At 46.4% G+C, this 25021-nt stretch carries 12 protein-coding genes; 11 read left to right on the forward strand and 1 reads right to left on the reverse strand.

Annotated features, from left to right (window positions below; all coding sequences use genetic code 11):
* The 11 genes from ACX0G9_RS23415 to ACX0G9_RS23465 all read left to right on the forward strand — a co-directional run.
* Positions 1-3218, forward strand: a 3218-nt coding sequence (locus ACX0G9_RS23415) for a SusC/RagA family TonB-linked outer membrane protein (RefSeq protein ID WP_459067396.1), incomplete at its 5' end; no start/stop codon positions are given.
* Between the two features lie 20 nt (positions 3219-3238).
* Positions 3239-5113 carry a RagB/SusD family nutrient uptake outer membrane protein gene (locus ACX0G9_RS23420; RefSeq protein ID WP_459067397.1) on the forward strand — a complete coding sequence of 625 codons (1875 nt, stop codon included), beginning with the start codon at positions 3239-3241 and terminating at the stop codon, positions 5111-5113.
* 74 nt (positions 5114-5187) lie between these two features.
* Entirely contained in the window at positions 5188-6498 is a 1311-nt protein-coding gene (locus ACX0G9_RS23425; RefSeq protein ID WP_459067398.1) for an IPT/TIG domain-containing protein, read from the forward strand.
* Positions 6499-6513: 15 nt separating this feature from the next.
* Positions 6514-8067 carry a DUF1565 domain-containing protein gene (locus ACX0G9_RS23430; RefSeq protein WP_459067399.1) on the forward strand — a complete coding sequence of 518 codons (1554 nt, stop codon included), beginning with the start codon at positions 6514-6516 and terminating at the stop codon, positions 8065-8067.
* An 11-nt stretch (positions 8068-8078) separates the two neighbouring features.
* Positions 8079-9866 (forward strand): DUF4091 domain-containing protein, encoded by a 1788-nt coding sequence (locus ACX0G9_RS23435; RefSeq protein ID WP_459067400.1) that lies wholly within the window; start codon positions 8079-8081, stop codon positions 9864-9866.
* A 1-nt stretch (position 9867) separates the two neighbouring features.
* Positions 9868-10908: a LacI family DNA-binding transcriptional regulator gene (locus ACX0G9_RS23440; RefSeq protein ID WP_459067401.1), complete on the forward strand. Its 1041-nt coding sequence runs from the start codon at positions 9868-9870 to the stop codon at positions 10906-10908.
* 331 nt (positions 10909-11239) lie between these two features.
* Positions 11240-17386, forward strand: coding sequence for a T9SS type A sorting domain-containing protein (locus ACX0G9_RS23445; RefSeq protein WP_459067402.1), 6147 nt, complete (start codon positions 11240-11242; stop codon positions 17384-17386).
* Positions 17387-17450: 64 nt separating this feature from the next.
* Positions 17451-19043, forward strand: coding sequence for a hypothetical protein (locus tag ACX0G9_RS23450; RefSeq protein ID WP_459067403.1), 1593 nt, complete (start codon positions 17451-17453; stop codon positions 19041-19043).
* 166 nt (positions 19044-19209) lie between these two features.
* Positions 19210-19914 carry a 2OG-Fe(II) oxygenase gene (locus ACX0G9_RS23455; protein ID WP_459067404.1) on the forward strand — a complete coding sequence of 235 codons (705 nt, stop codon included), beginning with the start codon at positions 19210-19212 and terminating at the stop codon, positions 19912-19914.
* 5 nt (positions 19915-19919) lie between these two features.
* Positions 19920-20213: an Ada metal-binding domain-containing protein gene (locus tag ACX0G9_RS23460; RefSeq protein WP_459067405.1), complete on the forward strand. Its 294-nt coding sequence runs from the start codon at positions 19920-19922 to the stop codon at positions 20211-20213.
* Between the two features lie 283 nt (positions 20214-20496).
* Positions 20497-23331, forward strand: coding sequence for a PKD domain-containing protein (locus ACX0G9_RS23465; protein ID WP_459067406.1), 2835 nt, complete (start codon positions 20497-20499; stop codon positions 23329-23331).
* A 54-nt stretch (positions 23332-23385) separates the two neighbouring features.
* On the opposite strand, the gene ACX0G9_RS23470 is transcribed toward ACX0G9_RS23465, so the two are convergent.
* Positions 23386-24966, reverse strand: coding sequence for a B12-binding domain-containing radical SAM protein (locus tag ACX0G9_RS23470; protein WP_459067407.1), 1581 nt, complete (start codon positions 24964-24966; stop codon positions 23386-23388).
* Positions 24967-25021: the final 55 nt, after the last annotated feature.

Raw genomic sequence — 25021 nt, forward strand, 5'->3', positions numbered from 1 at the left:
TCCCGCTTGCCCGGAAAGTGGATGTGGAAGCAAAGGACGAATTGCTTTCATCTGTTCTGCAACGAACCTTATATCCTATTGCCTTAGGATATAAATTGCTGGATGAAAACGTAATTGCTATCATGAAGGAAGGGAGTTCCGCCGCGCCCCCAACGATTTATGCAGATACCATAAGATCGGTCAGGGGCCAGGTCATTGACGCAGACGGGAAACCCCTCGTGAACGCGACCATTAGTATCCGGCGGACAGGCAAAGGTACGGCTACCGATGAATTCGGAACCTTTACGCTCAATGCCAGCCTGGGGGATACTTTACAGGTTTCGATGGTCGGGCTGATCGGTCAGAACCTCCGGATTACCAGTTTCAAAGTATTGACGATTACCTTGCAGGCCAGCACCGATAAGTTAAATGAAGTAGTGGTGGTAGGGTACGGCAAACAGAAGAAAATCACGGTAACAGGCTCGGTTGCCTCCGTGAATATGATGGATATGCGGACACCCGTTGCCAATCTTTCCAATGCGCTGGCAGGGAAGGTGGCCGGGGTAATTTCCGTACAGTCAAGCGGAGAGCCTGGTTATGATAATTCGATGTTTACCATCAGAGGGGTAGGGACCTTTACCGGAAATTCATCTCCCCTTATAATAGTAGACGGCGTTCAACGTGATGATGTCAACAGTACTTATGGCGGTGCTTTCAATAATATCGATCCGGAAGATATTGCCAGCATTTCCCTGTTAAAGGATGCATCTTCAACCGCCATGTACGGAGCCAAAGGCGCAAACGGAGTATTGATCATTACCACGAAAAGAGGGGTTGCCGGCAAAGCGAAGATCTCGTTAAAATCGGAAACCGGGATGACCGGGTTTACGAAAACCCCTAAAATGCTGGATGGGATCAGTTATATGAAACTGCTGAACGAAGCGGAAGTCAATATGGGTAACCCGGCCAAATATTCGGATGAGCTAATACAGAAAACAGCCAGCGGACTGGACCCTTATTTATATCCAAACGTAGATTGGATGAATACCGTATATAGAAAAAATTCTTCCCTGACCAATGCCAATCTGAACGTCAGCGGAGGCAGCGAATCCGTTCGCTATTTTCTATCGGCCTCTTTTTACAATCAGGACGGGCCTTATAAAGTGTCTAATCTGAATGGTTATAATCCAAACCTGAATTATAAGCGTTATGATTTCCGGAGCAATGTAGATGTTAATATAACCAAAACCACCCTGTTGCAATTGAACCTTGGGGCCATGTTGGTCAATGCCCGGTACCCGGGAATCTCCGCTGCGCATATCTGGTATCTGTCCTATGCCACCACCCCGGTGGGCTTCCCTATTCGTTATCCCGATGGGAAATGGTCCGGTCCGGTAAATAACGGAGGTAATAATCCCCTGAACGAAGTACAGAATAATGGCTATAGTACTGAGTTCAAGCCTTCCGTCCAATCCGTATTCACGCTCACCCAGAAACTGGACTTCCTGACCAAAGGACTGGAAGCCTATGGTCGTTTCTCTTTTGACAGTTATGGGGAGTTCGATAATAAAAGGATCGGTCTTAATGATCTTTGGCATGCCTCGGGGAGAGATGAAAATGGTCAGTTGGTTTTTGGAAACCCCGTAAGGGTAGGTCAGCAATTCCTGGATTACAGCCGGGACGCAACCGGCGAACGGATTATGTACCTGGAAGGAAATATTAACTATAATAAGAGTCTGGGGGAACACCATATTGGTGTTATGGCTCTGTATAATATGCGCAACCGGCTGGTAAGTACGGCCCAGGATGCCATACGTTCGATTCCTTTCAGGAACCAGGCCATGGCAGGCAGATTAACCTATTCCTACAATGATAAATACCTGGCCGAAGTAAATGCGGGATATACCGGCTCTGAAAATTTTGAAAAAGGAAAAAAATTCGGTTTTTTTCCAGCAGTTTCCGCAGGATGGGTGATATCGAGGGAAGGTTTTTTTGACGGCCTGGCTAATACCGTAACGCTGTTGAAAATAAGAGGGTCATACGGCGTGGTGGGAAACGATCAGATCGGAGATCCAACCCAGGTTAACCGGTTCCCTTATCTGACACAGATCGGTGGAGGAAACTCAACCGGCTTTGGATTGAGCGGGTACTATTATGGGGGTCAGACGGAAAATGTGATCGGCGTACAGAACCTTACCTGGGAAAAATCCCATAAAACCGATCTGGGCCTTGAAATAGGGATCGTAAACAAGTTCAGCCTGATCGTGGATTATTTTAATGATAAAAGAAAGAATATCCTTATTCAAAGAAGTACTGTTTCGTCCATTGCCGGTTACAGCGGCTCTAAAATATTTGCCAACCTGGGAGAAATGAATAATTACGGTTTGGATGCCAGCGTCGAATACAATGACCGGTTCGGTAAGACGGGATTGCGATTATATGGTAATGTTACCTATAGCCGGAATAAGATCGTGTTCCAGGATGAACCGAATAGAAAGTATGCTTACCAGCGGGGCACAGGGCATCGTTACGGGGATTTTACAGCCTATGTATCAGATGGTCTGTTCACTGATCAAAATGACATCGATAACAGTCCTGTACAGAAATTTGAATTGTACATGCATCCTGGGGATGTTAAATACAAGAATCTGAATCCGAAAGATGATAATGTTATAGACACCTATGACTGGAATTATACCGGCAAGTCCTGGTTTCCCAGTTGGCTTTACGGTGCAGGTTTCACGGTTGATTATCATCATTTCGATCTGTCGATGTTCTTTCAGGGCACGCTCGATGCAGGGATTATGGCCAATGGGTCCTGGTTTGACGGTAGCGGCTGGGGAGCAGGCGGAGTTGGGGTAATTCCTTTCTCCGGCATCGGACAGTACCCCAATAATACCCTGGCCAACGTGGCGGACAGATGGACTGCCGCCAACCCCAGGGAGGATGCTTATTATCCCCGATTGACCTTAGGCAGTCTTTCCGACAATAATTATCAAAGCAGTACCCGTTGGCTAAAGAACGGAGCTTATCTGAGATTTAAACAAGCCTCTCTGGGATATACGCTTAGTTCTGAAACGTTAAAGAAGGCGGGCCTGTCCACGCTATATTTTTACTTGTCCGGTCAAAATCTGCTGACCTTCAGCAAGTTTAAACTTTGGGATCCGGAATTAGGATCTAACGGGGCGAAGTATCCGATCACCAGAATGGTAACCTGTGGTATCAGGGCTCAATTTTAGTATCCCTAAATTAAATTATTATGATTCGTTTTATCAAACATATTCTTTCTTTCAGCTGTCCGGTTTTATGTGCTGCCATACTTAGCACGGGCTGCACCAAATACCTGGACAAAAAACCAGACAACCTCCTTACCTCAGATATGCTGTGGCAGACAAAGGCCAATGCGGAATCCTACCTGTACCAGGTTTACGGGTATGTTCAGGCTTATCAGGACGATTATACCGTACTGGGTGCCAGCGATGAAACCTCCTGCAGTGTCCAGGGGGTAAATGTCCGGAAAATGGTGGCCGGCAACTGGAATCCCCAGAGCGGGTACTGGGATAATTTTGGATCTTATTATTCCGGGATCCGGCAATCCATAGTCTTTGAAAATAATGTCGACAAGGTGCCCTCCAATCTGATGAGCGATACCCTTAAAAAACAATATAAATCAGAGGTTATCTTTTTAAGGGCCTGGTTCTACTGGAAGCTGCTTCGTCAATATGGTCCGGTTGTGAAATTGACCAATACCTTAAGCCTGAACGATGATTACAACAAATATCCCCGTGCCCCGCTGGATACCTGCGTGGATCATATTAACCAGTTGCTGGATCAGGCTGCCCAAGGACTTCCTGCCGTATGGGCGTCCTCCTCTAATTACGGAAGACCTACCAAGTCTTCCTGTCTGGCTGTAAAATCGCAGCTTGCGCTTCTTGTTGCCAGCCCACTTTGGAATGGTAATCCCCGGTTTGCCGGTTTCAAAAATAAAGATGGCATTTCGCTGGCTCCAATCCAATATGATGCGGGTAAATGGAAGAAAGCCGCTGACGCCGCCAAAGCGGTGATAGATCTTCATGTAAATAAGCTCTTTACCAATCTGGATGAAGGGGATGCCAGTTTTGATCCGTACCTCTCCTGCAGGGATGTATTCCTGACCAACTGGAATGAGGAGATCCTGTTCTCCACCAATATGGCAGGGACCTGGCAATGGGGTTTTGAAAAAAGAGCCGCTCCTGCTCCAGGGGGTTACAATATGCAAAATGCCACCCAAAATGTGGTGGATGCCTTTTATATGCGCAATGGCCGGACTATCGATGATCCCGTATCGGGCTATACGGAGACTGGTTTTGCCCAATTAGATGATCCGGCTGGTTACGGACAGGGGAAGGATGGAGTCAACAGAGGTTATATTACGGGGAATGCCAGCATGTATGTAGGTCGTGAACCACGTTTCTATGTGGATATCCAATATAATGGAAAACCGGTTTTACCGGCGCCTAATTCGGACGACCGGGATTTTTTCTCCTCGGATAACAACAAGGACGGCAGGGGAAGGGCTGAATTCTATTATGGCGGCAAATCCGGAGTGGGCTCCAATAATAATGGGGATATAACCGGTTATGATGTATTGAAGAATATCAGTCCTGCCTCCAATATCCGGTATGATCAGGCCGCTTACCGGCCATTTATACACATCCGCTACGCAGAAATTCTCCTCAATTACGCTGAAGCCTTAAATGAATCCGATCCGGGGAATCCCGATATCCTGAACTACCTGAATATGGTAAGGCAAAGGGCCGGCATTCCCAATCTGGAAACAGTTTACCCGTCTGCGGTCAGCGATCAGAATGAAATGCGGAAATATATACTACGGGAAAGACAGGTTGAATTATGTTTTGAAAGCGACCGGTATTTTACCCTGATCAGGAGGCAGATGATGGGGAATCCGGAAGTAACGGCTATCTACCGGATGAATACCATCGCCAATGATAATAACCTCGGTTTTGCCTTTACCGGATATTCCACGAAGATCCTTTTGCAGAACCGGTATTGGGATGATAAAATGTATTTGTTCCCCATTTCTCAAGGCGAGATCGACAGGGATAATGCGCTGGTTCAAAATCCTGGATGGTAATGTCATGATCGCGGGATGGTGAAATCCTTTCCGGGAATGGCAGGAAAAATATTTTTTAATACTAATCAAACGTTATGATAAAGAAAATAATTACCAGCATCCTGACCGGCTGTCTTTTTGTGACCGGTTTCTGGAGCTGTAAGAAGAATAATGAATTTACACATTCTGCCGGAGCCCCTATGACCATCGACAATTTTACGCCAACCGAAGGCGGGGGCACCACCGAAATGCTGATCACGGGCAGTAATTTCTCTGCCGATTCCGCAAAAATAAAAGTTACGATCAATGGTCTGCCGCTTGCGATTGTTGCTGTCAATGGCAACCAGGTCATGGCCGTGGTGCCCAAAAGATGCGGGTCCGGCCATGTGGTCGTCAGTATCGGAAATGACAGCGTGGTAAGCACCGGAATATTTAATTATAAATTTTTACGAAAGGTATCCACCCTGGCCGGCAGCGGAAAGGCAGGATTCCAGAATGCGCAGGGGACAGATGCTCAATTCGACTTCAGCAGCCAGGCCTGGTACAGAAGTCTTGGTTTAGCGGTAGATGATAACCTGAATGTTTATTTGGCTGATCCGGGCAATCATTGTATCCGAAAAATAGATAGTCTGGGGAATGTGACTACGCTGGCTGGTAATCCGAACAGCAGCGGTTATGCAGATGGTCAGGGTACTGCCGCAAAATTCAGCATTCCCTACGATGTGACGGTAGATGCGGAGGGCAATGTCTGGTCCGCCGATCCTGGAAATTGGGATATCCGGAAAATATCACCCGACGGAACGGCGACGACCTGGGCTTGGGCCACTCAGGACCCCTGGGCTGTGGCATTCGATAAAACAACCGGTTTCGTGTATTATACAGGCGCCAACAGTCCCGGCAGTATTTATCAGCTTACCGCTCAATGGACAAGCACAGAGGTAGTTTCCGGTCTTAATTACCCGGCCGGTATTGGTTTTGACAGGAGCGGGAATTTATATGCAGCCATCAATGGGGATCAGGTAGTCGAACAATTTAAGGCGGGAACCTGGGAAGGAAACATCATTGCCGGAACACCGGGCGCTGCCGGATATCTGAACGGATCCGGTACTACCGCGAAATTTTCATATCCCTGGGGTTTGGCCGTGGATGCACCGGGCAATGTATATGTAGCAGGGAACGGAACATGGGACAGCGGAACTTCTAATGCAGACCAATCCATACGCATAATAGAAGCGGGAACATGGGAGGTCAGCACTTTTGCCGGCAGCGGTTCGGCCGGATATGTGGATGCCGTTGGAGAGGCCGCATCTTTTAGCGGGCCGACCGGGGTTGCGGTGGATAAGAACGGCACAGTCTATGTGCTGGACAAAAATAATAACCGGATAAGAAAAATCATATCTGAATAAAACAGGATCAGTTTTATGGAAAAAAATCGCACCAGGATATTATTTTTCTTTTTTTTCGTACTGGCCTGCAGCAAAAACAGTAGTGCCCCGCCTACCACCGGGAACGGTAATCCGGCAACCGCCACCCATACGTATTATGTGGCTCCCGGTGGCAGTGATACCAATGCAGGAACGCTGAACGCTCCCTTCAGAAGTATCAATACTGCCTTAACAAATGCCGTTCCCGGTGATACGATATTTGCCCGCAATGGAACCTACGGAGAAAAAATTGTTTTCCCGAAATCCGGAAGACTGAATAAAATTATTTCCCTGAAGGCATATCCCGGGGAAATTCCTGTCATCGATGGCTCAGGTCTTTCTATTTCAGGTACAGAGGCCCTGGTCAGCATCAGGAATGTCAGTTATATCTTATTCGAGGGATTCGATGTTTGTAATTATATAAGTACCACTCCCTGGGTAAGCATAAATGGTATCAGGGTTGAACAAGGGGCGGGGAATATTCAGATCCGACGGAACAGGATCTATAATATTCAACATAATGTGAAAGCCTCGGATGGAAGGAGCGGTCATGCCATTGAGATAATCGGTAATACGGCTGCCGTCATGACGAATATCCTGGTGGAGGAAAATGAAATACATGATTGCCATACCGGATATAGCGAGAATCTTACGATTAACGGCTATGTAGACGGATTTGAGGTAAGGAAGAACAAAATTTATAATGGGGAGAATATCGGCATCGATGCGGCAGGAGGCTACGGGGCCAACCCGAACCCTGTCTTTAATTATGCCAGAAATGGAATCATCAGCGATAATGAAATTTATAATATCGACATGACCACCAGCCCTGTGGGAAGGGTGGATGGGGCAGGCGTGGGCCACGGGGCCATCGGTATTTACCTGGACGGCTCACGGCATATTACCGTAGAAAGGAATAATGTGCATGACTGTGACAGAGGAATCGGTATCGTCAGTGAAACCAATAATTTTCCTGCCATTAAAAATATCGTCCGGAATAATTTTGTTGCCGGGAGCTGGGGTAATGGAATCTATCTGGGCAGTTATGCCAACTATACCGGGAACGGAACAGATAGCTGCAGTGTGGTGAACAATACTCTTTTTTATAATGATAAGGGGTTAAGTAATACCGGCTACCTGGAAGGAGCAATAAGGCTGATGGAATTGTGTACACATACGGTGATTAAAAATAATATTGTTTACGTCAGACCTGAAAGAGGGTTGTTCCTTAACAAACAATCCGCATCGGGTTCCAATATCGAGATCGATCATAATCTGTATTATTCCACCGGCGTTCAGCAATGGATATGGAATGGGACAGCTTATACTGACCTTAAGACCTGGCAGGATGCTGGGGGAAATGACGCCGTTTCGACAGTAGGTACCGATCCTCAATTTGTGAGTACGGTAACGCCGGACCTGCATATTCAGGCTGCATCGCCGGCAAAGAATTCGGGATTGGTCATTGGGGCGGACATAAACGGAAGCACGGATATCGATGGTAACCCGCGGATCGTCAACGACAAGATCAGCAAAGGGGCACAGCAATAAGCTTAAATAGCATGCAAACACTTCACATAAACAGACTGACAGCGGGTAAAGGATTTTTACTTTTTTTACTTTTAGTATTTTTTTTATTCGGGAACGTAAAGGCCCAATCTTCGACCATCAAAGCCGCCCCGAATAGCTGCCGGATCGGTTTTGCAAATATCGATGCCAGGGACCGGCAAAAGAACTATCCGGGAACAGGAGCCGGACAGAAGGCCGGGCCGGAACCGGAGGCATCTTATCCTGAATGGTTTGTCATCGCCTGGAAAGGGGAGAAGGTGCATACCCGATTGCTGATCCGCAGCGAAGGACGGTTGACCGGTATCCGTATAAAAGCCGGGGTCCTGAAAAATAAAAAAGGGGATCGTATTGCCGCTTCCCTTATTACTACGGGTTTCATCGAATACGTAATGACGGACGGGTTGAACAGCGCCGGTAGCGGTTGCGGGATCCCCCCATCGTCAACATTTGATTCTTCCTGGGTGGAAGACAGGATCGACAGCAACCCGGTTAAGGATCTGGTTGCCAATACCAGCCAGCCGGTCTGGCTCAGTATTGCCGTTCCCGGAGATCTGCCTTCCGGTCTTTATAAAGGAAACCTGCAGGTATATAAAGAGGGTAAACCTGTTTCAGAAACGATCTCCTATACGGTTCAGGTAACCGGACAGGTATTGCCGGAACCCCGTAACTGGAAATTTCATCTGGACCTTTGGCAGAACCCCTATTCCATTGCAAGGGTCCATGGTGTAAAGCCCTGGTCGAAAGCCCATTTCGACGCCATGCGGCCTTATATAAAAATGCTGGCAGAGGCTGGCCAGAAAGCCGTCACTGTCAGTATGATCCATGACCCCTGGCGTGGACAGACCAGGGATATTTACAGTTCCATGATCAAATGGACCAAAAAAAAGAAGGGAACATGGGCGTATGATTACAGCATCTTCGATCAATGGGTGGAATTCATGCAGACAGGGGGTATAGGAAAATTGATCAATTGTTATAGTATGGAACCGTGGAATCATACCTTTTATTTTTATGATGAAACGTCAGGAAAGGACAGCTTCGTGATTGCCAAACCTGGTAGTCCCGCCTACGATGCTCACTGGCGGCCTATGCTGCTTGATTTTAAAAAACATCTGCTTCAAAAGGGCTGGTTTGCCAAGACGGCCATTGCTATGGACGAGCGGCCTTTGGAAGATATGCAACAGATCATTTCGCTGATCCGTAGCATCGATCCCAACTGGAAGATCTCCCTGGCCGGGTCATATCATAAAATGATCGAGAAAGATATTTATGATTACAGTATCGGGTCTTCGGATTCCTTTGATTTGTCAACAATGAACAGACGCATCCGGGAAGGAAAGCCAACCACTTATTATACCTGCTGCACGGAAGGATACCCAAATACGTTTACCTTTTCTCCTCCAGCTGAATCGGCCTGGCTGGGCTGGTATGCAGCCGCTAAAAAGTACAATGGTTATTTACGCTGGGCCTATAATTGCTGGCCGGAAGAGCCGCTGAGGGATTCCCGTTTTCGAAGCTGGTCGGCAGGGGATACCTATCTGGTTTATCCCGGCGCCCTTAGTTCTGTCCGGATGGAAAGGATGATTGAAGGGATTCAGGATTATGAAAAAATAAATATTCTGAAGGAAGGGTTTATCCGTAATAAACAAACGGTGGAATTAAACAGACTGGAGCAGGTCCTTGAGGGTTTTGAGCTCAGCGCATTAAAAACCCGCGCGGCCGGTGACATGTTGAGAAAGGGCAAAGCGGTGATCGATTCCCTGCAATTAATCCTGCCCTGATATGCCTGTGAAACGACCTACCCTACAAAAGATGGCCCGCCAGCTAGGGGTTTCCGTTTCAACGGTATCCAGGGCCCTCCAGGACCATGGCAGCATCGGTCTGGGAACCAAACTCAAGGTCAGGCAACTGGCAGAAAAATTGAATTACGAACGGAACGAAACGGCAATTTTCTTTAAACAACAAAAAAAATTTACTATCGGGGTCATACTGCCGGAGCTCTCCGAATCGTTTTTTTCAACGGCCATGAATGGCATAGAGGAAACTGCCAATAGCAACGGGTATATGGTTTTGGTGGCCCAATCCCATGATATGGAGGAAAGGGAAAAAAAGGCAGTTCTGACCATGAAGGACCACCGGATAGATGGCCTGATCATCTCCCTGTCCAAGAACACATCCTCCTATGAACATTTTGAGCCGTTAAAAAAGCATTCCATCCCTGTTGTTTTTTTTGACAGGATCCCGGATAGAGCAGCCATGCCGGATCTTGCTTCGATTCATTATATTTCATGCGATATGCAGTCCGGCACCTTGCAGGCCATTGATTTTTTATTTGGAAAAGGCCATCGTGTCATCGGAATGATCAATGGCCCCCCAAAATTATTTGCCAGCGGAGAAAGGTCGGACGGATATAAATCTGCGATGGAAAAAAACGATATCGGATTCGACCGGGAACTGATCGTTGCTACGGATCTTACCGGCGAAAGTACCCGGGAAGCCATGCGCAAATTACTGTCCTTGGAAAAAAGACCCACCGCCATCCTGGTCTTTAATGATTATGTGGCTTTGGATGCCATACAATATGCCCGGCAGCAGAAACTTCGGATCAATAAAGACATCTCCTTCGTGAGTTATTCCAATCTTCCCATCAATAATTATATGGCCTATCCACCGCTTGCTTCAGTGGAGCAATACCCATACCAGCAAGGGAAAAAGGCTACAGAGACCTTGCTGGAGATACTGAGGAACGCTAAAGATGGAAAGGATACAGCGGCAAACTACCATATCCAGTTAGCATCGAAGTTGATCGTTCATCGCCTGTAACGCCATCCCCAAATCTATAGGATTAAAAAAATATATCTATAAATAGTAATATTTTATTAATATATAAGTTATTACACTTACTGAATTCTTAGTTTTTTATGTATGGGTAAATAAGAAAAGTTTCATTTTGGGAAAATAAGGCCGGATTTGGGAATGGATTTAATGACCCTTATTGCGTAAGTTGTTGGTAATCATATCAAGTTAATTTTGGAATAATAATGGAATTATAAGTTTTCATAAGGTCATTCAAAGGCCTCCAAATCCAATATTTTTTTTTGAATTTATTAGAATTCAAAATTTCATGAAAAACCCTTTTTGAACCCAATAGTCTATGAAACAATTTCTACTCTTTCTAGGGCTGCTAATCCTTGTGCAAACCCTGAGATCCCAAACATCTTATACCTGGAATGGTACCTTATCGACAGCCTGGAACACTCCTGGAAACTGGACACCAAATGGTATTCCCGGAGCCGCGGATAATGTCACGATTGTAACGGGCGGCAATAATTGTCTGTTAAATGCCAATGCAGGGATCACCAACTTCAAACTCACCACCGGTACGCTTGATTTGGGGGGATTTATCCTAACCGTTGGCGGAACAACTGCAACTTTTACCACTGGTACCGTACAAAATGGTACGCTGACGGTTTCCGGTGCGTCAACTACCGCCTTTGGGAATGGGCCGGTTGTGATGAATTGTATCGTATCCATAAATTCGGCTGCAGTAACCTTGAAAAATACAACTTTTCAAAATACCACTACCATAACAAAGACCGGGGCCACTAATGACGGCAGTCCCGGCGGAAATATATTTAACGGACCGGTTACGATGAATAATTTGGGGGCAGGTTATTTGCTGATGGGAAATGGAAGCCCGGATCAGTTCAACGCAACCGCAACCTTTAACAATACGGGAAGCAATAGCCTTTATGTCGCCTATAACAGTTCAAACAATATTTTTAACGGAGTTACTACTTTCAATAATTCTCCTGTTGCAGGAACAGGGATCCTGATCAGTTCCTATTCGTCCGGGACCCTCTTTAACGATAATATTGTGGTGACATCTACCAATGGCCAGGGGGTTCTTTTTTGCAATGGTAATGCTACAGCAACCGCCACCTTAGCCGCGACAAAAACAATTACGATCGGGGCAGGTGGTTTTTCCGCCGGCACCTTACAGTTCAGGCAGTTCACGCAGACGGGCGCAACTGCCCAAAACCTTGCTTTAACAGGTACGGGTAATCTTACTTTCGGTCCTACTTCTACCTTCGCAGGAGATGTGACTGTCAGTACGCCAACTATATATTTAAATTCAACTACATTCAATGGAGCGTCTTCTTTTACCAAAACCGGAACAACGGGAGACTGGAGTCCGGGAGGAAATGTATTTAACGGTGTCTGCAACATGACCAATAGCGGGGGCAGTTATTTTTTGCTGGGCAGTACCAACCCCGATATATGGAATAATGATGTGACGTTTACCGATAATGGATCAGAACGGTTATTGCCTTGCTGGTCAAGTACCGGTAACCAGTTTAACGGGAACATTTATGTCAATACTTCCGGCAGTGCAACAGGAATACAGTTTTGTGGAGGAAATGCTACGGCCACAGCTACACTGGCAGCTACAAAAACCATCCAGGCCGGTGCAACGGGTCTGACGGCCGGCTATTTATATTTGAAACAATTTACACAGGCGGGCAATGCACCCATCAATATAACAGCGACAGGTACTTCCGTTTTGTACCTGGGACCTTTCAGTAATTTCGGAGGAGTGTTCTCCGCCACCGCACCTGATATATGGGCCCAGGGTGCTACTTATAGCAGCCCTGTTACGTTTACCAAAACGGGTGGGTCAAACAATCACAATAACCAGAATCAGAATATCTTCCAATCGACCTGTTCCATAAACCAACAAAGCAATACGGGGTATTTTATGTTGGGCTATAATTCCAATGATCTTTTTAATGACGATATAATATTAACATCGACCGCCAGCGGCGGAATTTATTTAGGCTGGACTTCAGGGACAGGGACACCGGCCCAGGCTGCTGGGAAGACTATTTTTGTAGGCGCTGCAGGTTTTAGTGCCGGGTTCTTAAGTTTTAATACCTTTACCCAATCCGGGAACGCACCCATTAATCTAACCTTTTCCGGGGCAAATACCTATGTCCGGTTTGCACGTGGTTCGGTTATTGGAGGTGATTTGACCACCAATACACCGGATATTTATTTTAACGGCTGCACATTTAATGGAAATGTCGATGCTACAAAAACAGGCGCCGGAAATGATGCAAGTTCAGGAGGTAACGTTTTTCAGGGAAGTACAAGTATCAGTAACCCAAGTACAGGTTATATCATATTGGGGAACGGAACCTCCGATACCTGGAACAATGATGTGACCTTCAACAGCAGCGGGTCATCATATATCGCGCCCGGATGGAATTCTGCCGGAAATTCATTCAATGGAAATATCACTGTTTCCAGCACTGGTTCATCGACCGGTATTCAATTCTGTTCGAATGCTGCGGCTTCGGCTTCTTTGGCGGCAGGTTATACCATCCAGACAGGACTCGCTGGTTTTTCGTCGGGAACTTTATTGCTAAGGCAATTTACCCAGGCCGGAAGTACTGCCATAAACCTAAATTTAACGGGCGCTACTACGCTTATTCAAGTTGGACCTGCTTCTGGTTTTGGAGGTAGTTTCACCGCGGTTTCCCCGCGCATTTTATTGAATGGCGCCGTTTTTTCAGATATCGTAAGTGTAACGAAAACCGGTGCAACAGGAGAGTGGTCTTCAGGCGGCAATACGTTCAATTCCACGCTTACCATAAACCAGCAAGGTGGAGGGTATTTTGGTTTTGCCAATGGAGCTCCTGATATTTATAATGGAGATGTGTATGCCAACAATAACTCGACAGACAGGATCATTTTTGGTAATAATCCGGTCGGAAACCAGTTTAACGGGAATATCATCCTTACTCAAATTGGCTCTTCTTCCGGAATAGCTTTTGGATGGAGTGCCAGTACCAACGAGACGATGGCCGCCGGAAAGACGATCTCTATCGGGGCGGCAGGTTATAGCGTAGGATATTTACAGATCATGCGGTTTACCCAGTTGGGTAATACTCCCATGAATTTACCCTTGACAGGAAGCGCCTCCCTGACATTCGGCCCCTCATCGGCTATTGGAGGGGATCTTACTTCAACGAGCGGTTCTTTGTATTTTAACGGATGTACATTTAACGGAACGGTAAATGCCACAAAAACAGGGGTTACCAATGACGGCAGTTCAGGGAACAATATCTTTAACGACGCGGTCATCATGACGAATGCAGGTTCGGGATATCTGCTGTTTGGTAACGGTAATGCCGATCAGTTCAATGCCGCAGCGACATTTAATAATACAGGAAACGCTAATCTGCATGTCGCCTATAATAGCGCCAACAATATTTTCGGAGGTATTACCACCTTCAATAACACGCCGGCAGGCAATAATGGGATCTATGTCAGTCAATATTCGACAGGGACCTCTTTTAATGATAATATAGTAGTGGCTTCCACCAATGGGCAGGGAGTTCAGTTTTGCGGATCGAATACTACCTCCACGGCCACTTTGGCTGCCTCTAAAACCATTAGTATAGGATCCGGCGGTTTTTCTACCGGTATATTATTATTAAAACAGTTTACACAGGTGGGAGCGACAGCCCAGAATTTAACCTTAACCGGGACCGCTAATCTTACCTTTGGCCCCAATACTTCGTTCGGAGGAGATCTGGCTGCCGCGAGCCCAACTATATTTTTAAATACGTCTACGTTTAACGGAACCTCTGCTTTTACCAAAACCGGAGCAACCGGTGATTATAGCCCGGGAGGGAATACATTCAATGGTGTTTGCACTATAACCAATAGCGGGAACAGTTATTTTCTTTTGGGTAATTCCAGCCCGGATACCTGGAATAGTGATGTGACCTTTACCGATAATGGATTGGAGCGCTTGCTGCCATGTTGGGCAAGTGCAGGCAACCAGTTTAACGGGAACATTTATGTGAATACCTCCGGAAGCGCGCAGGGGATTCAGTTTTGCGGAGGAAATACAACGGCAACCGCAACCCTTGCTGCCACAAAATCCATTCAGACAGGAAGTACGGGATTAAAAGCGGGTTACCTGATCCTGAAGCAATTCACGCAGGCAGGCAACGCTCCGATAAATCTTACACTTAGCAGTACGGCTACCTATTTACAGTACGGACCGGCTTCCTCCCTTGGAGGTGACGTGACTTCTACCAGTCCCGGCTTATATTTCCAGGGTTGTACCTTTAACGGATCCGCTACCTGTCTGAAAAACGGGGCAAGCAATGATGCCAGCATCGGTAATAATGTTTTTAACGGCGTGGCTACCATGACCGATGCAGGTTCCGGATATTTGCTGTTTGGAAACGGTAATGCAGATCAGTTCAATACAACGGCTACCTTTAACAATACGGGCAGCAATGCGATTTATGTAGCCTATAATAGTCCAAACAATTATTTTGGAGGGGTTGCCACCTTTAATAATACTCCAACTGCCAACACGCAGATCTATGTGAGCCCTAATTCGACCGGAACGGTCTTTGCCAATAACATTATCGTGAATTCCACCAGCGGGCAAGGTATATTATTCTGCAGCGGAAACGGGTCAGCCACAGCTACTTTGGCAGCGGGTAGGACGATCAGTGTCGGTGCAGGTGGTTTTTCTTCGGGTACGCTTTTGCTCAGACAGTTCACCCAGACAGGAGGAACAGCCCAAAATATAACCCTCACCGGAACGGGTAATTTAACCTTCGGCCCCCTTTCCAACTTTGGAGGAAATGTTACCAGTTTCAGTCCTGCTTTGTTTTTTAATGGTTGTATCTTCAGCGCATCTGTAAACAGTACCAAAACAGGTACCACCAACGATCAAAGCGCAGGAAATAATACCTTCAACGGGGCTGGTACGTTTACCAATACCGGAACAGGCTATTTATTAATGACCGTAACGACTCCGGATATTTATAACGGTAATGCGGCATTTGTTCAGGCTAATACCGGTTTGGTCTATCCCAATTATAACGGAAACAGCAATTATAACGGGAACCTTACGGTCACTTCTCCATCCGGGACTGCTATTACTTTTGGTTCAGGAACAGGCACGGCAACCTTATCCGGTTCTGCCGGTCAAACGATCAACGCATCAGGAGGTACGCCTGCCCCGGTATTTACCAGGTTAATAATAGCCAATACCGGAAGCGGAGTAACCCTGAATAATACCTCGATCAATGTTTCCAGGAATCTTACGTTGTCATCAGGATTGCTCAATACCTCGACAACTTATATTTTAACAATGCTCAACGGATCTTCCACTGCTGCGGGAAACGCTTTGTCCACCAGTTATGTGAATGGGCCCATGCGCTACCAGAAATCCAGCTCCGGCGCTTCCATCTTAAATTTCCCCATTGGAAACGCACCCGATTGCCGGCCGGTTATCCTTACCATAAATCATAGCTCCGGAAATCTATATACTTACCAGGCCCAATTATTTAATGCAAGCGCGGCCGCACTTGGGTATACGCTGCCTCCTACGGTCGATGTCGTTTCCAGTGTGCATTATTATACGATCAATCGTGTTAATGCCGCTTCAGCCAGTCAGCCAACACTTGAACTTAGCGGTAATCAAACGATCGAAGTGTTTTTCGGAGCCAATGATGATGTCATTAACGGAGGTTCGCTCACCGTTGTAAAAAATACCTATACCAACCTTACAAAATGGATAGATATCGGAGGGATTGGTGGACCGGCGTCAACAGGAGCATATCTGACCGGAAGTATAACCTCGACATCCGCACCCACGGCATTTAATTCGTTTTCCACTTTTGCCCTGGGAAATAAAATAGGAGGCGCGAATGTATTGCCAGTAGGACTGATTGATTTTAGCGCTAAAATGGCTGATAAGGGTGTCGATCTTACCTGGGAAACCTCCACGGAGAATAATAATGATTATTTTGCCATAGAAAAAAGTAAAGACGGTCTTACTTTCGATTTTTTACAAAAAGTTCCTTCCAAGGGAGTGAATGGGAATAGCGATCTTCCGTTGACCTATGCAGCACTGGATCCAAATCCTTATGCCGGAGTCAGTTTTTACCGTTTAAAACAAACAGATCTTGATGGAAAGTCCAGCTATTCGAACGTCGTATCGGTCAGTGTTGACAAAAAGGAAATAGTTTCTATCTATCCGAATCCCACTACAGGTACGCTTTATGTCAGCGGACTTGACAGAAACAGTAAAAATCTATCCATTGAATGGTTCGATGCGGGAGGAAGACGTCTGCTACAGGAAACGGTGTCGGCACAAAATGGTATGGCGACCCTGCATACCCGATTTAACAACGGAATCTACTTTTTAAGAATCTTATTTGCCGATGGAACGATCAAATTGCAAAATGTAATCATCATGAAGTAAAACATCCTGCTGGCGGTAATAATTTTACGGGATAAACGTTTTGCGGAGATAACTCCTGATCTGTATGAAAAACCGAAATTTAATCCGGTACCTGTTCTTTCCTTATTGTTTGGCTATTGGGCTTCCGACCTTTTCCCAGGATCAATACAAAGGTATTACTGAGAAAGGCGTTTCGGCGGGACATAAGCCCCGGATAACAACAAAAGCCATGATCTCGTTGAGCGCGGGAATGACCAGCAGCCTTGGAAACGGTTTGGCGGATAGCGCGCTGATCGGGTCCGGATGGAATATTAATGGCAGCGTATATTTTCCGTTTATAAATAAGTCAGGAGACGATTCAGGGACCGGGTCCCTGAATCGTCTTTCTTTTGGAATCCTTACCCGGCTGAATTATACCGGGTTGAAGGCAGGAAAGGCGATGCAGAAAGTGGAAAATAACTACCGGTTGAGCGGGGGAATAATCGCTCCTCAGTTCCAGTCAACTCCATCGGCTTACAGCATGGATATTTCAGCAGGCCCTAAAATGGTCCTTGAACTAAATAAATTTTATTTTTCTCCGAATATGCTGCTGGGTTACCAGCGTATACACCGGTCCGCCTATTCGATCAACGGGAATGTGGCCAATCCGGGCGCTCCTTCCGAGAATAAAGATTTATCGTTTTTATCTTCTGCAAAGATCAATTCTTCGGGATTGGTCGTAAAACCAGGACTCGATCTCGAATACAGGGTAGCTTCGCATTTTAGCCTTGGGCTCCAATCCCAGCTCGCCTTTGGGCCTACCCTGTCCGGTACGTATTCCTTTTTACAGCCGGCTAACGGGCAAAATGATAAAAATACCTACAGTTACGATCAATATATCAAGAGTACTCAAGGCAGCCGTACGACCAGGACCTCCTATAAAACCTTTTCCCTGAACCTGGGAATTACTTATGTGTTTGAAGGTAATCAAAACCAAAGCCGCAGGGCTGCTCATAAAATTGCCAAAAAAGAAAGACCCAAACAAAATGCTTCAGCCCTTGAAACAAACAATATAATCTCTCCCGTTGCCAGTCTTCCTTTTACCGGGCGTTCGATCCTGCTGGACCCGGCCCTGGTAAATTACCTGAACGGTTCAGACGCCGGCAAGCCTGAGGAGCTGAGCCTCATGGAAAAAAGACCTTCTGCGAAGGATAATCTATATATCTTTTATCCTGATTTTATTTCAATTACTTCCGAGGATCAGGTGGTAAAGGACATCCTGGGTACGGATAGTTCATCCGTTGCCTATGCATTTTTTAAAAGCGGTTCAGGTACTGTCTTTGCGATCCCACATCCGGTCTATTTCCGGTTCCAGGTTCCGGGTACGCAGGCTTCCATTGGCTGTGATAATTGCAATTCAAAGGCCAGCAGGGGTGTATGCCATTATCCCGGTGGAAACAGCAAATGGTGTGATGATCTGGCGATTGTAACCAATCCACAAGGCGGCACCGGAATAAAACCTGAAATTTCCGCAATGCTTGTTCCTGTAAGCAACGGAGTAGGCGGGCATTTTATGTCCCTTTCCTATAATACCCTTTTAAAAGATAAGGTAACGACCGTTACCCTTACCTGCCATGTACGGTCCATGAAAGGATTAAAGGATAAACTGGAATATCTCAGCCTGTTCGATCACCTTTGATTTGATCACCTCTGATCTGACTCACGGCTGATCTTGTCACACCTGATCTGTCATATCTGATCTTGCCATACCTCATTTGGTTACCGGTAAGGTATAATTATTGCGCAAGTTCCGGGTTTTGCACCGGGCTGTTCTGTGCTAGTTTTGTCTGCATAAACAAAAGGAAATGCAAACAAAACTGAAAAAAATAGATTGGGGGAAGGCAGGCCGGGATCTTCATGAACAGGGATATACCATCGTGGAAAATGTTTTGACCGGAATGGAATGCGAAGACCTGATCCAGTCTTATCATTCGGAGAAGTTATTTCGTAAAACGATCACCATGGAACGGTATCGTTTTGGCCTCGGTGAATACAAATATTACCATTATCCCCTTCCTGATCTGATTACCGACATCCGCCAAACTGTTTATCCCTATCTCGCCCCCATTGCCAATCATTGGATGAGCGTACTGGGGATCGACAGACAATTCCCTGCAGACCACCAGACCTTCCGGAAACAATGTCATGATAAAGGTCAGGTCCACCCAACCATCCTCCTGTTAAAATATGGACAGGGCGGTTTTAATACCCTTCACCAGGATCTTTACGGAGATATTTACTTTCCCATGCAATTGGTTTTATTTCTCAATCAACCGGAAGAAGACTATACAGGAGGGGAATTTGTGCTTACGGAACAAATACCGAGGGCTCAATCCAAGGCGAAGGTCCTGCAGCCCAAACGTGGTGATATGCTTATCTTCACCACCAGTTTCCGGCCGGTTAAAGGAAGTAAAGGGTATTACCGGGTTAATATGAAACATGGAGTAAGCCCTTTGCATTTTGGTTCACGCCATACCCTGGGCATCATTTTTCACGATGCATTAAGTTAGAGATTATGCTGCATACAACCGATTCCGGGGCCAATGAAGAACCAGGGAAAAGGGAAATACGTTCCCTTATCCGACAGGGAAAGATCAGGTTCGGCGGAAATAACAGGCTCAGGATCTATGGTACACTTTCCTGTTCATCGGGCAAACGGATGAAGCCGGATAACCGGGTCTTTTTTGAAACGGAGCAGGAGGCCCGGGAGAAAGGTTTCCGGCCTTGCGGACATTGTATTAAGGTACAGTACAGGGAATGGAAAGAACAAAATGACAAATTTACCGGTGATTTATTTAAGCTTGCCTAATATTTATCTCTGTACAAGCTTTTGGCATGGTTCTGGTGCGCAGTAACCCTGTGTAGAATTATTTCCATACCCGGAACTTTTCAATCCTGCCCTTTCATAACTTTAATTGGCCTTTGTAAATGTAACCCCTTAGCTCTGCCTGTTTTTCTTTTCCTTGTTACCAGTACCAATGAATCTTTTAACACCCCTGCGCTCATTCCGCGGAATGTCTGTGCCTGTCATACTCTGCCAAAGAGATAAGCATGGTCCTTTCACCCTTTTATAATGCGCATAATCAAGACTAATGAAAAGCCAATTTTTACTTTTGCTCCTGTTATTGGGCAATTTCGTTTATTCCCAAACAACGAAACTAACCGTTAAAAAAGTAATGATCAGCGAATACCGGGCCTGGTATATTGCCAGTGACGGCAATATTTATTGTTGGAACGATGGATCGGCCAAAGCACAGCAATATCCGATCGGTGGAAGAAAGGCCATTGATGGGGCAGGGGCTTTCAATGTATTCCGGGTATTGGACGATCAGGGTTATATCTGGACCAATATCCTGGGTTTCACCACCAATACGATACGATATAATACAGATACCACAGGCGCTCCCTTTAATGGGAATATTGCAGTATACGCTTATGCAAACACAACGGTGTCCATCCGGTCGGACAACAGCGTCTGGCTTTTTGGAGATGATACCCTTCATCTGTTCCATAAAACCAGGGGAGTGAATATGCGGGCAACCAAACTATCTCCGGCCGGCATGAAGTTTAAAAAACTGGTCTTCGGCAACCGGCTGGTTGGCCTGACAACAACCGGAGAAGTGTGGGAATGGACTTATGGCGATAAACAACCTGTTAAAAAAAACATACCTGCTCCTGCCACTGATATTTTTGCATCGCATTTAGATTATGCCGGCTGTATTATTCCGGCAACGGCAGGTAGTCAAATGGGCTATCCTTATGTCTGGGGGATTGCTAACCGCGCATGGGGAGGAACCAAGCCATATCCCCAACCTACCTCCGTAAAAACGCTGTGGGGCGTGACTGTACCCATCAAAGAGATTTCGGCCAACTGGAATACCACTCATTATATAGACAGCCTGGGCAGACTATTTGGTTTTGGATTCAATTCTCAGGGGGAAGTTGGAAATGGAGAGGAATTCGTCAATAGGTATACTTATCCGGGATTTCCAGCTTATGCCTGGAGTTTTACTGATTTCGAAAATCCAACCGGTGTGCCGGCAAAACAGATCGGAACCGGGACTAAATGGGCCAAACTATTCTCCAATAACTTTTTTGCATTTTATAAATATGCCCTGGATGTAAATGATTCCCTGTATTCATGGGGCAGGAATAAAGCTATGGTCCTGGGCAACGCATATATCAACCTCCAGGAGGCCACTCACCCGAATGCCATGGATGTGACTATACCAACCATGGTTCATCCTCTTTCTGCCCTCTACCAGGCTTATAATTTCTCCGGGCCTTCTATCAGCGCCGGTCCTGCTCAATCCATCTCCGGTTCAACGGTCACGCTTACCGGAACAGCAGCCGCACCGCAGCTTATCAAGGCCACATCCGTTGCCGCAAATAAAGTGGATAAACTGGGATATAATATTGCAGCCTACCAATGGACCAAGGTAAGCGGTCCCGGAGGCACTATCTCCTCCCCGAATGCGGCTACCACTACTGTTACCGGTCTGACTAAGGGAACCTATGTATTTAACCTGGTCGCCACCGATAATAACAAGGGCACCCAAAGCGCTAAAGTGACCGTAAAGGTGAATGGGGGAGAAGCCGCCGGTAAACCACCTGTTCCGAACGCCGGCCCCACGCAGACTATTACCCTCCCTGTGAGTAGTGTTGCGCTTGCCGGAAGCGGAACCGATCCTGACGGGACAATAGCCTCCTATGCATGGACAAAGACAAGCGGACCGGCAACCTTTGCCATCAGTAATGCAGCCATTAAAAACCCCGTTGTCAGTAAACTGGTGGCGGGAGCCTACGTTTTCCGCCTGACCGTGGTCGATAATTCCGGTCTCTCCGCTTATGCAGAAGTGACCGTGAAAGTTAACAGTACCACAGTGACCGGGAAACCTCCCGTAGTTAGCGCCGGCGCTAACCAGACGACAACCCTGCCGATCAATGATGTTTTGCTTTATGGAAGTGCTACCGATCCCGACGGAACCATTGTTTCTTATGCATGGACAAAGATCAGCGGTCCGGTGGCGTACTCAATAAACAGCACCGCTATCAAAAGTCCTTTTGTCAGCAATATGGTTGCAGGAACCTATGTTTTCCGGCTCACCGCAAGGGATAATTCCGGTATGTCCGCTTCTGCAGATGTTTCCATCCTGGTAAAATCTTCTAAAACTCCATTGCCGCCGGCTGTGCCTGCGTCAGGAAATACCAAGGCAATACCTGGTAAAATTGAAGCGGAAGCCTGGGATGCCATGAGCGGAGTGGAAACTCAGAAGACCTCCGACGCAGGCGGAGGACTGGCTGTTGGATGGATCAACAATGGAGATTGGATGGATTACAAGGTGACGGTTGCATCCGCCGGGACTTATACCGTGAGTTTCCGGTTGTCATCGCCTTATATCGGAGCATCCTTACAACTAAAGCTGGCCAATGGGACTATGCTGGCCACGCTTAATGCCCCTGTATTCGGGAAAAGCTTCAAAGACTGGGAGACGGTCAGCACTACGGTCGTCCTTCCGGCCGGAAAACAAACTATACGGTTAAGTTCCGTGAGCAATACCATGTGGAATATCAATTGGATGAGTTTTACCAGTGGTTTTACCAAGGCGCAGTTGATAACCGGATCGGATCAACCCATCTTAGCGGGAGATACAAAATCTGAGCTGGCCAATTCCTCTTCCGCCTTTACTATTTATCCCAATCCTTTCAGGGATAATTTAATACTCGATATGAACAACCCTTATTCGGGTACCCTGCTCGTCCAGATCGTAAATCAATCCGGCAGCATCGTAAATGCTTACAATATTGTAAAAGATCAATCCTATCTGCATACCAGTCTCCAGGTTGGAAATTTACCTCCGGGGATCTATTTTATCCGGGTACAAACCGGGAATTACAGCGAAGTGAAGAAACTGCTGAAATTATAAAAAAAGGCGGCGACCTGGAAATTGATTTTCGAAAAAGGTAAACTTGAATAATGTTCACTTTGCCAAAGGAAGGGTAAATAAGGGATTAAGATGCGGCTGGGTCTGTTTTTTCAGACTTTTCTGAAGATATGCAGATGGATTATGTTCCATCGCATTTTTGGGTAGCCATTGCCACCATATCCCCAGATCTTTTTTTATTATATTCTTATAGAAAGCAGGCAATTCCGCGGTTTCTCCTTCAAAATATTGCCGGAATCCCCTGTCACTGATCAGTTGGTTACGTACCTTCCTGAAAAAACGGATACGGCCATATCCTTCTGCCGATACCGCCCGCATTACATTCATCCATCTGGAAGTAGGGTCGGGGGTTGCCATAAAACGCCGGTAAATAGCTTTACGGGAAAAGGTATATTCGGTAAGATCGATCACTTTATCATAAAAGTCCACCCATTCGTAGTTTTTGGGTTTGAGATTCATCGCCAGGTGGTTGTTGAGAAAATGAAAAGGAAAGGGAAGAATGCGCCCTGCCTTCTGATATTCCAGATTTAAGGGAGCCGCCTCTCCGAATGCGGTAAGCAGGGAATATCCCGGAAAAGCGGCGGGCGATTTATCCACGAAACGTTTGGTCAGCTCAAAAGGCTCCTCCCCTGCATCGCTGTCCAGGCCCAGTACAAAGTTTGTTTGCACATAAGGAACATAGCGGAATAACATATTTATATGTTCGGAGATCTGGTTCACTTTTTCTATACCTGCCTTATGAGTGGTCCTGGATTTATTACCCAGATCATACCAGGATTCAATTCCAGGCAGGAGGGCGCCAAAACCATTCTTTTGCATCACTTTTAAATGCTCTTCTGTAAGAATGGACAAGCTGCTTTCTCCGATAAACCGGAAACTATTGGGAGGTGCCGCCGAAGCGATCGCCTCCATATTATCGTCGAATTTTATTCCGAAATTCGGATCATGCCAACCTACCAGCGGTTTTTTAAATTTTGTCAGCAGAAAACGAAGGTCATCTTTCACTGTTCCGAAATCCAACGACTGATAGGGGACAACCGAATCTATGCAAAAGGGACAGGTATAGGGGCAACCCATACTCCCGAGCATCGGTACCATTTTAATAAAGGGAGCCTTGGCGAGGGTAGGTTCTATGAATTTCCATCTTTCCCTTACTCCAGGCAGGGCAACCGGCTGTTTGCCCGCTGAAATATGTCTGCCCTCAGGCCCCTGTGCCGTACAATTATTCAGTATTTCTGAAATGATCGATTTATTGGTAAACCCCAGCACATAATCAAAATATTTTACGGAATCGTCGGGATAACAACGTGCATGGGGGCCGCCCAGGACGGTTACCGCCCCCTTACTCCTGAAGTAATTACTGAGGGAATAGGCCAGCAATGCGGCATGTGTAAAGGAACTGATGAAAACCAGGTCGACTTCCTGCGGCAGCTCTTTTTGGAGATCTTCCCGGCCGGTATAACAAATCATTTTCACCTCGTGCCCATCTTCCTCACACCAGGTAGCAACTACCTGGGGCATTATACTGGCCAGGTTGGCATACATGATCTTCGCCCAAAGTGTTTGCGTTGGCCCTTTGGAAACAAGGTCAATTACGCCGATCCTTAATTTTTTCATATTAATATGGTATTCCTAAAGGTGAGCCGATAGCTGAAGATCAATGTTATACAAT

The organism is Flavitalea flava (assembly GCF_054461575.1).

Excerpts from the sequence above, each read along its gene's own strand:
- ACX0G9_RS23420 (WP_459067397.1), top strand. The coding sequence starts at position 3,239 with ATGATTCGTTTTATCAAACATATTCTTTCTTTCAGCTGTCCGGTTTTA.
- ACX0G9_RS23425 (WP_459067398.1), top strand. The coding sequence starts at position 5,188 with ATGATAAAGAAAATAATTACCAGCATCCTGACCGGCTGTCTTTTTGTG.
- ACX0G9_RS23430 (WP_459067399.1), top strand. The coding sequence starts at position 6,514 with ATGGAAAAAAATCGCACCAGGATATTATTTTTCTTTTTTTTCGTACTG.
- ACX0G9_RS23435 (WP_459067400.1), top strand. The coding sequence starts at position 8,079 with ATGCAAACACTTCACATAAACAGACTGACAGCGGGTAAAGGATTTTTA.
- ACX0G9_RS23440 (WP_459067401.1), top strand. The coding sequence starts at position 9,868 with ATGCCTGTGAAACGACCTACCCTACAAAAGATGGCCCGCCAGCTAGGG.
- ACX0G9_RS23445 (WP_459067402.1), top strand. The coding sequence starts at position 11,240 with ATGAAACAATTTCTACTCTTTCTAGGGCTGCTAATCCTTGTGCAAACC.
- ACX0G9_RS23450 (WP_459067403.1), top strand. The coding sequence starts at position 17,451 with ATGAAAAACCGAAATTTAATCCGGTACCTGTTCTTTCCTTATTGTTTG.
- ACX0G9_RS23455 (WP_459067404.1), top strand. The coding sequence starts at position 19,210 with ATGCAAACAAAACTGAAAAAAATAGATTGGGGGAAGGCAGGCCGGGAT.
- ACX0G9_RS23460 (WP_459067405.1), top strand. The coding sequence starts at position 19,920 with ATGCTGCATACAACCGATTCCGGGGCCAATGAAGAACCAGGGAAAAGG.
- ACX0G9_RS23465 (WP_459067406.1), top strand. The coding sequence starts at position 20,497 with ATGAAAAGCCAATTTTTACTTTTGCTCCTGTTATTGGGCAATTTCGTT.
- ACX0G9_RS23470 (WP_459067407.1), bottom strand. The coding sequence starts at position 24,966 with ATGAAAAAATTAAGGATCGGCGTAATTGACCTTGTTTCCAAAGGGCCA.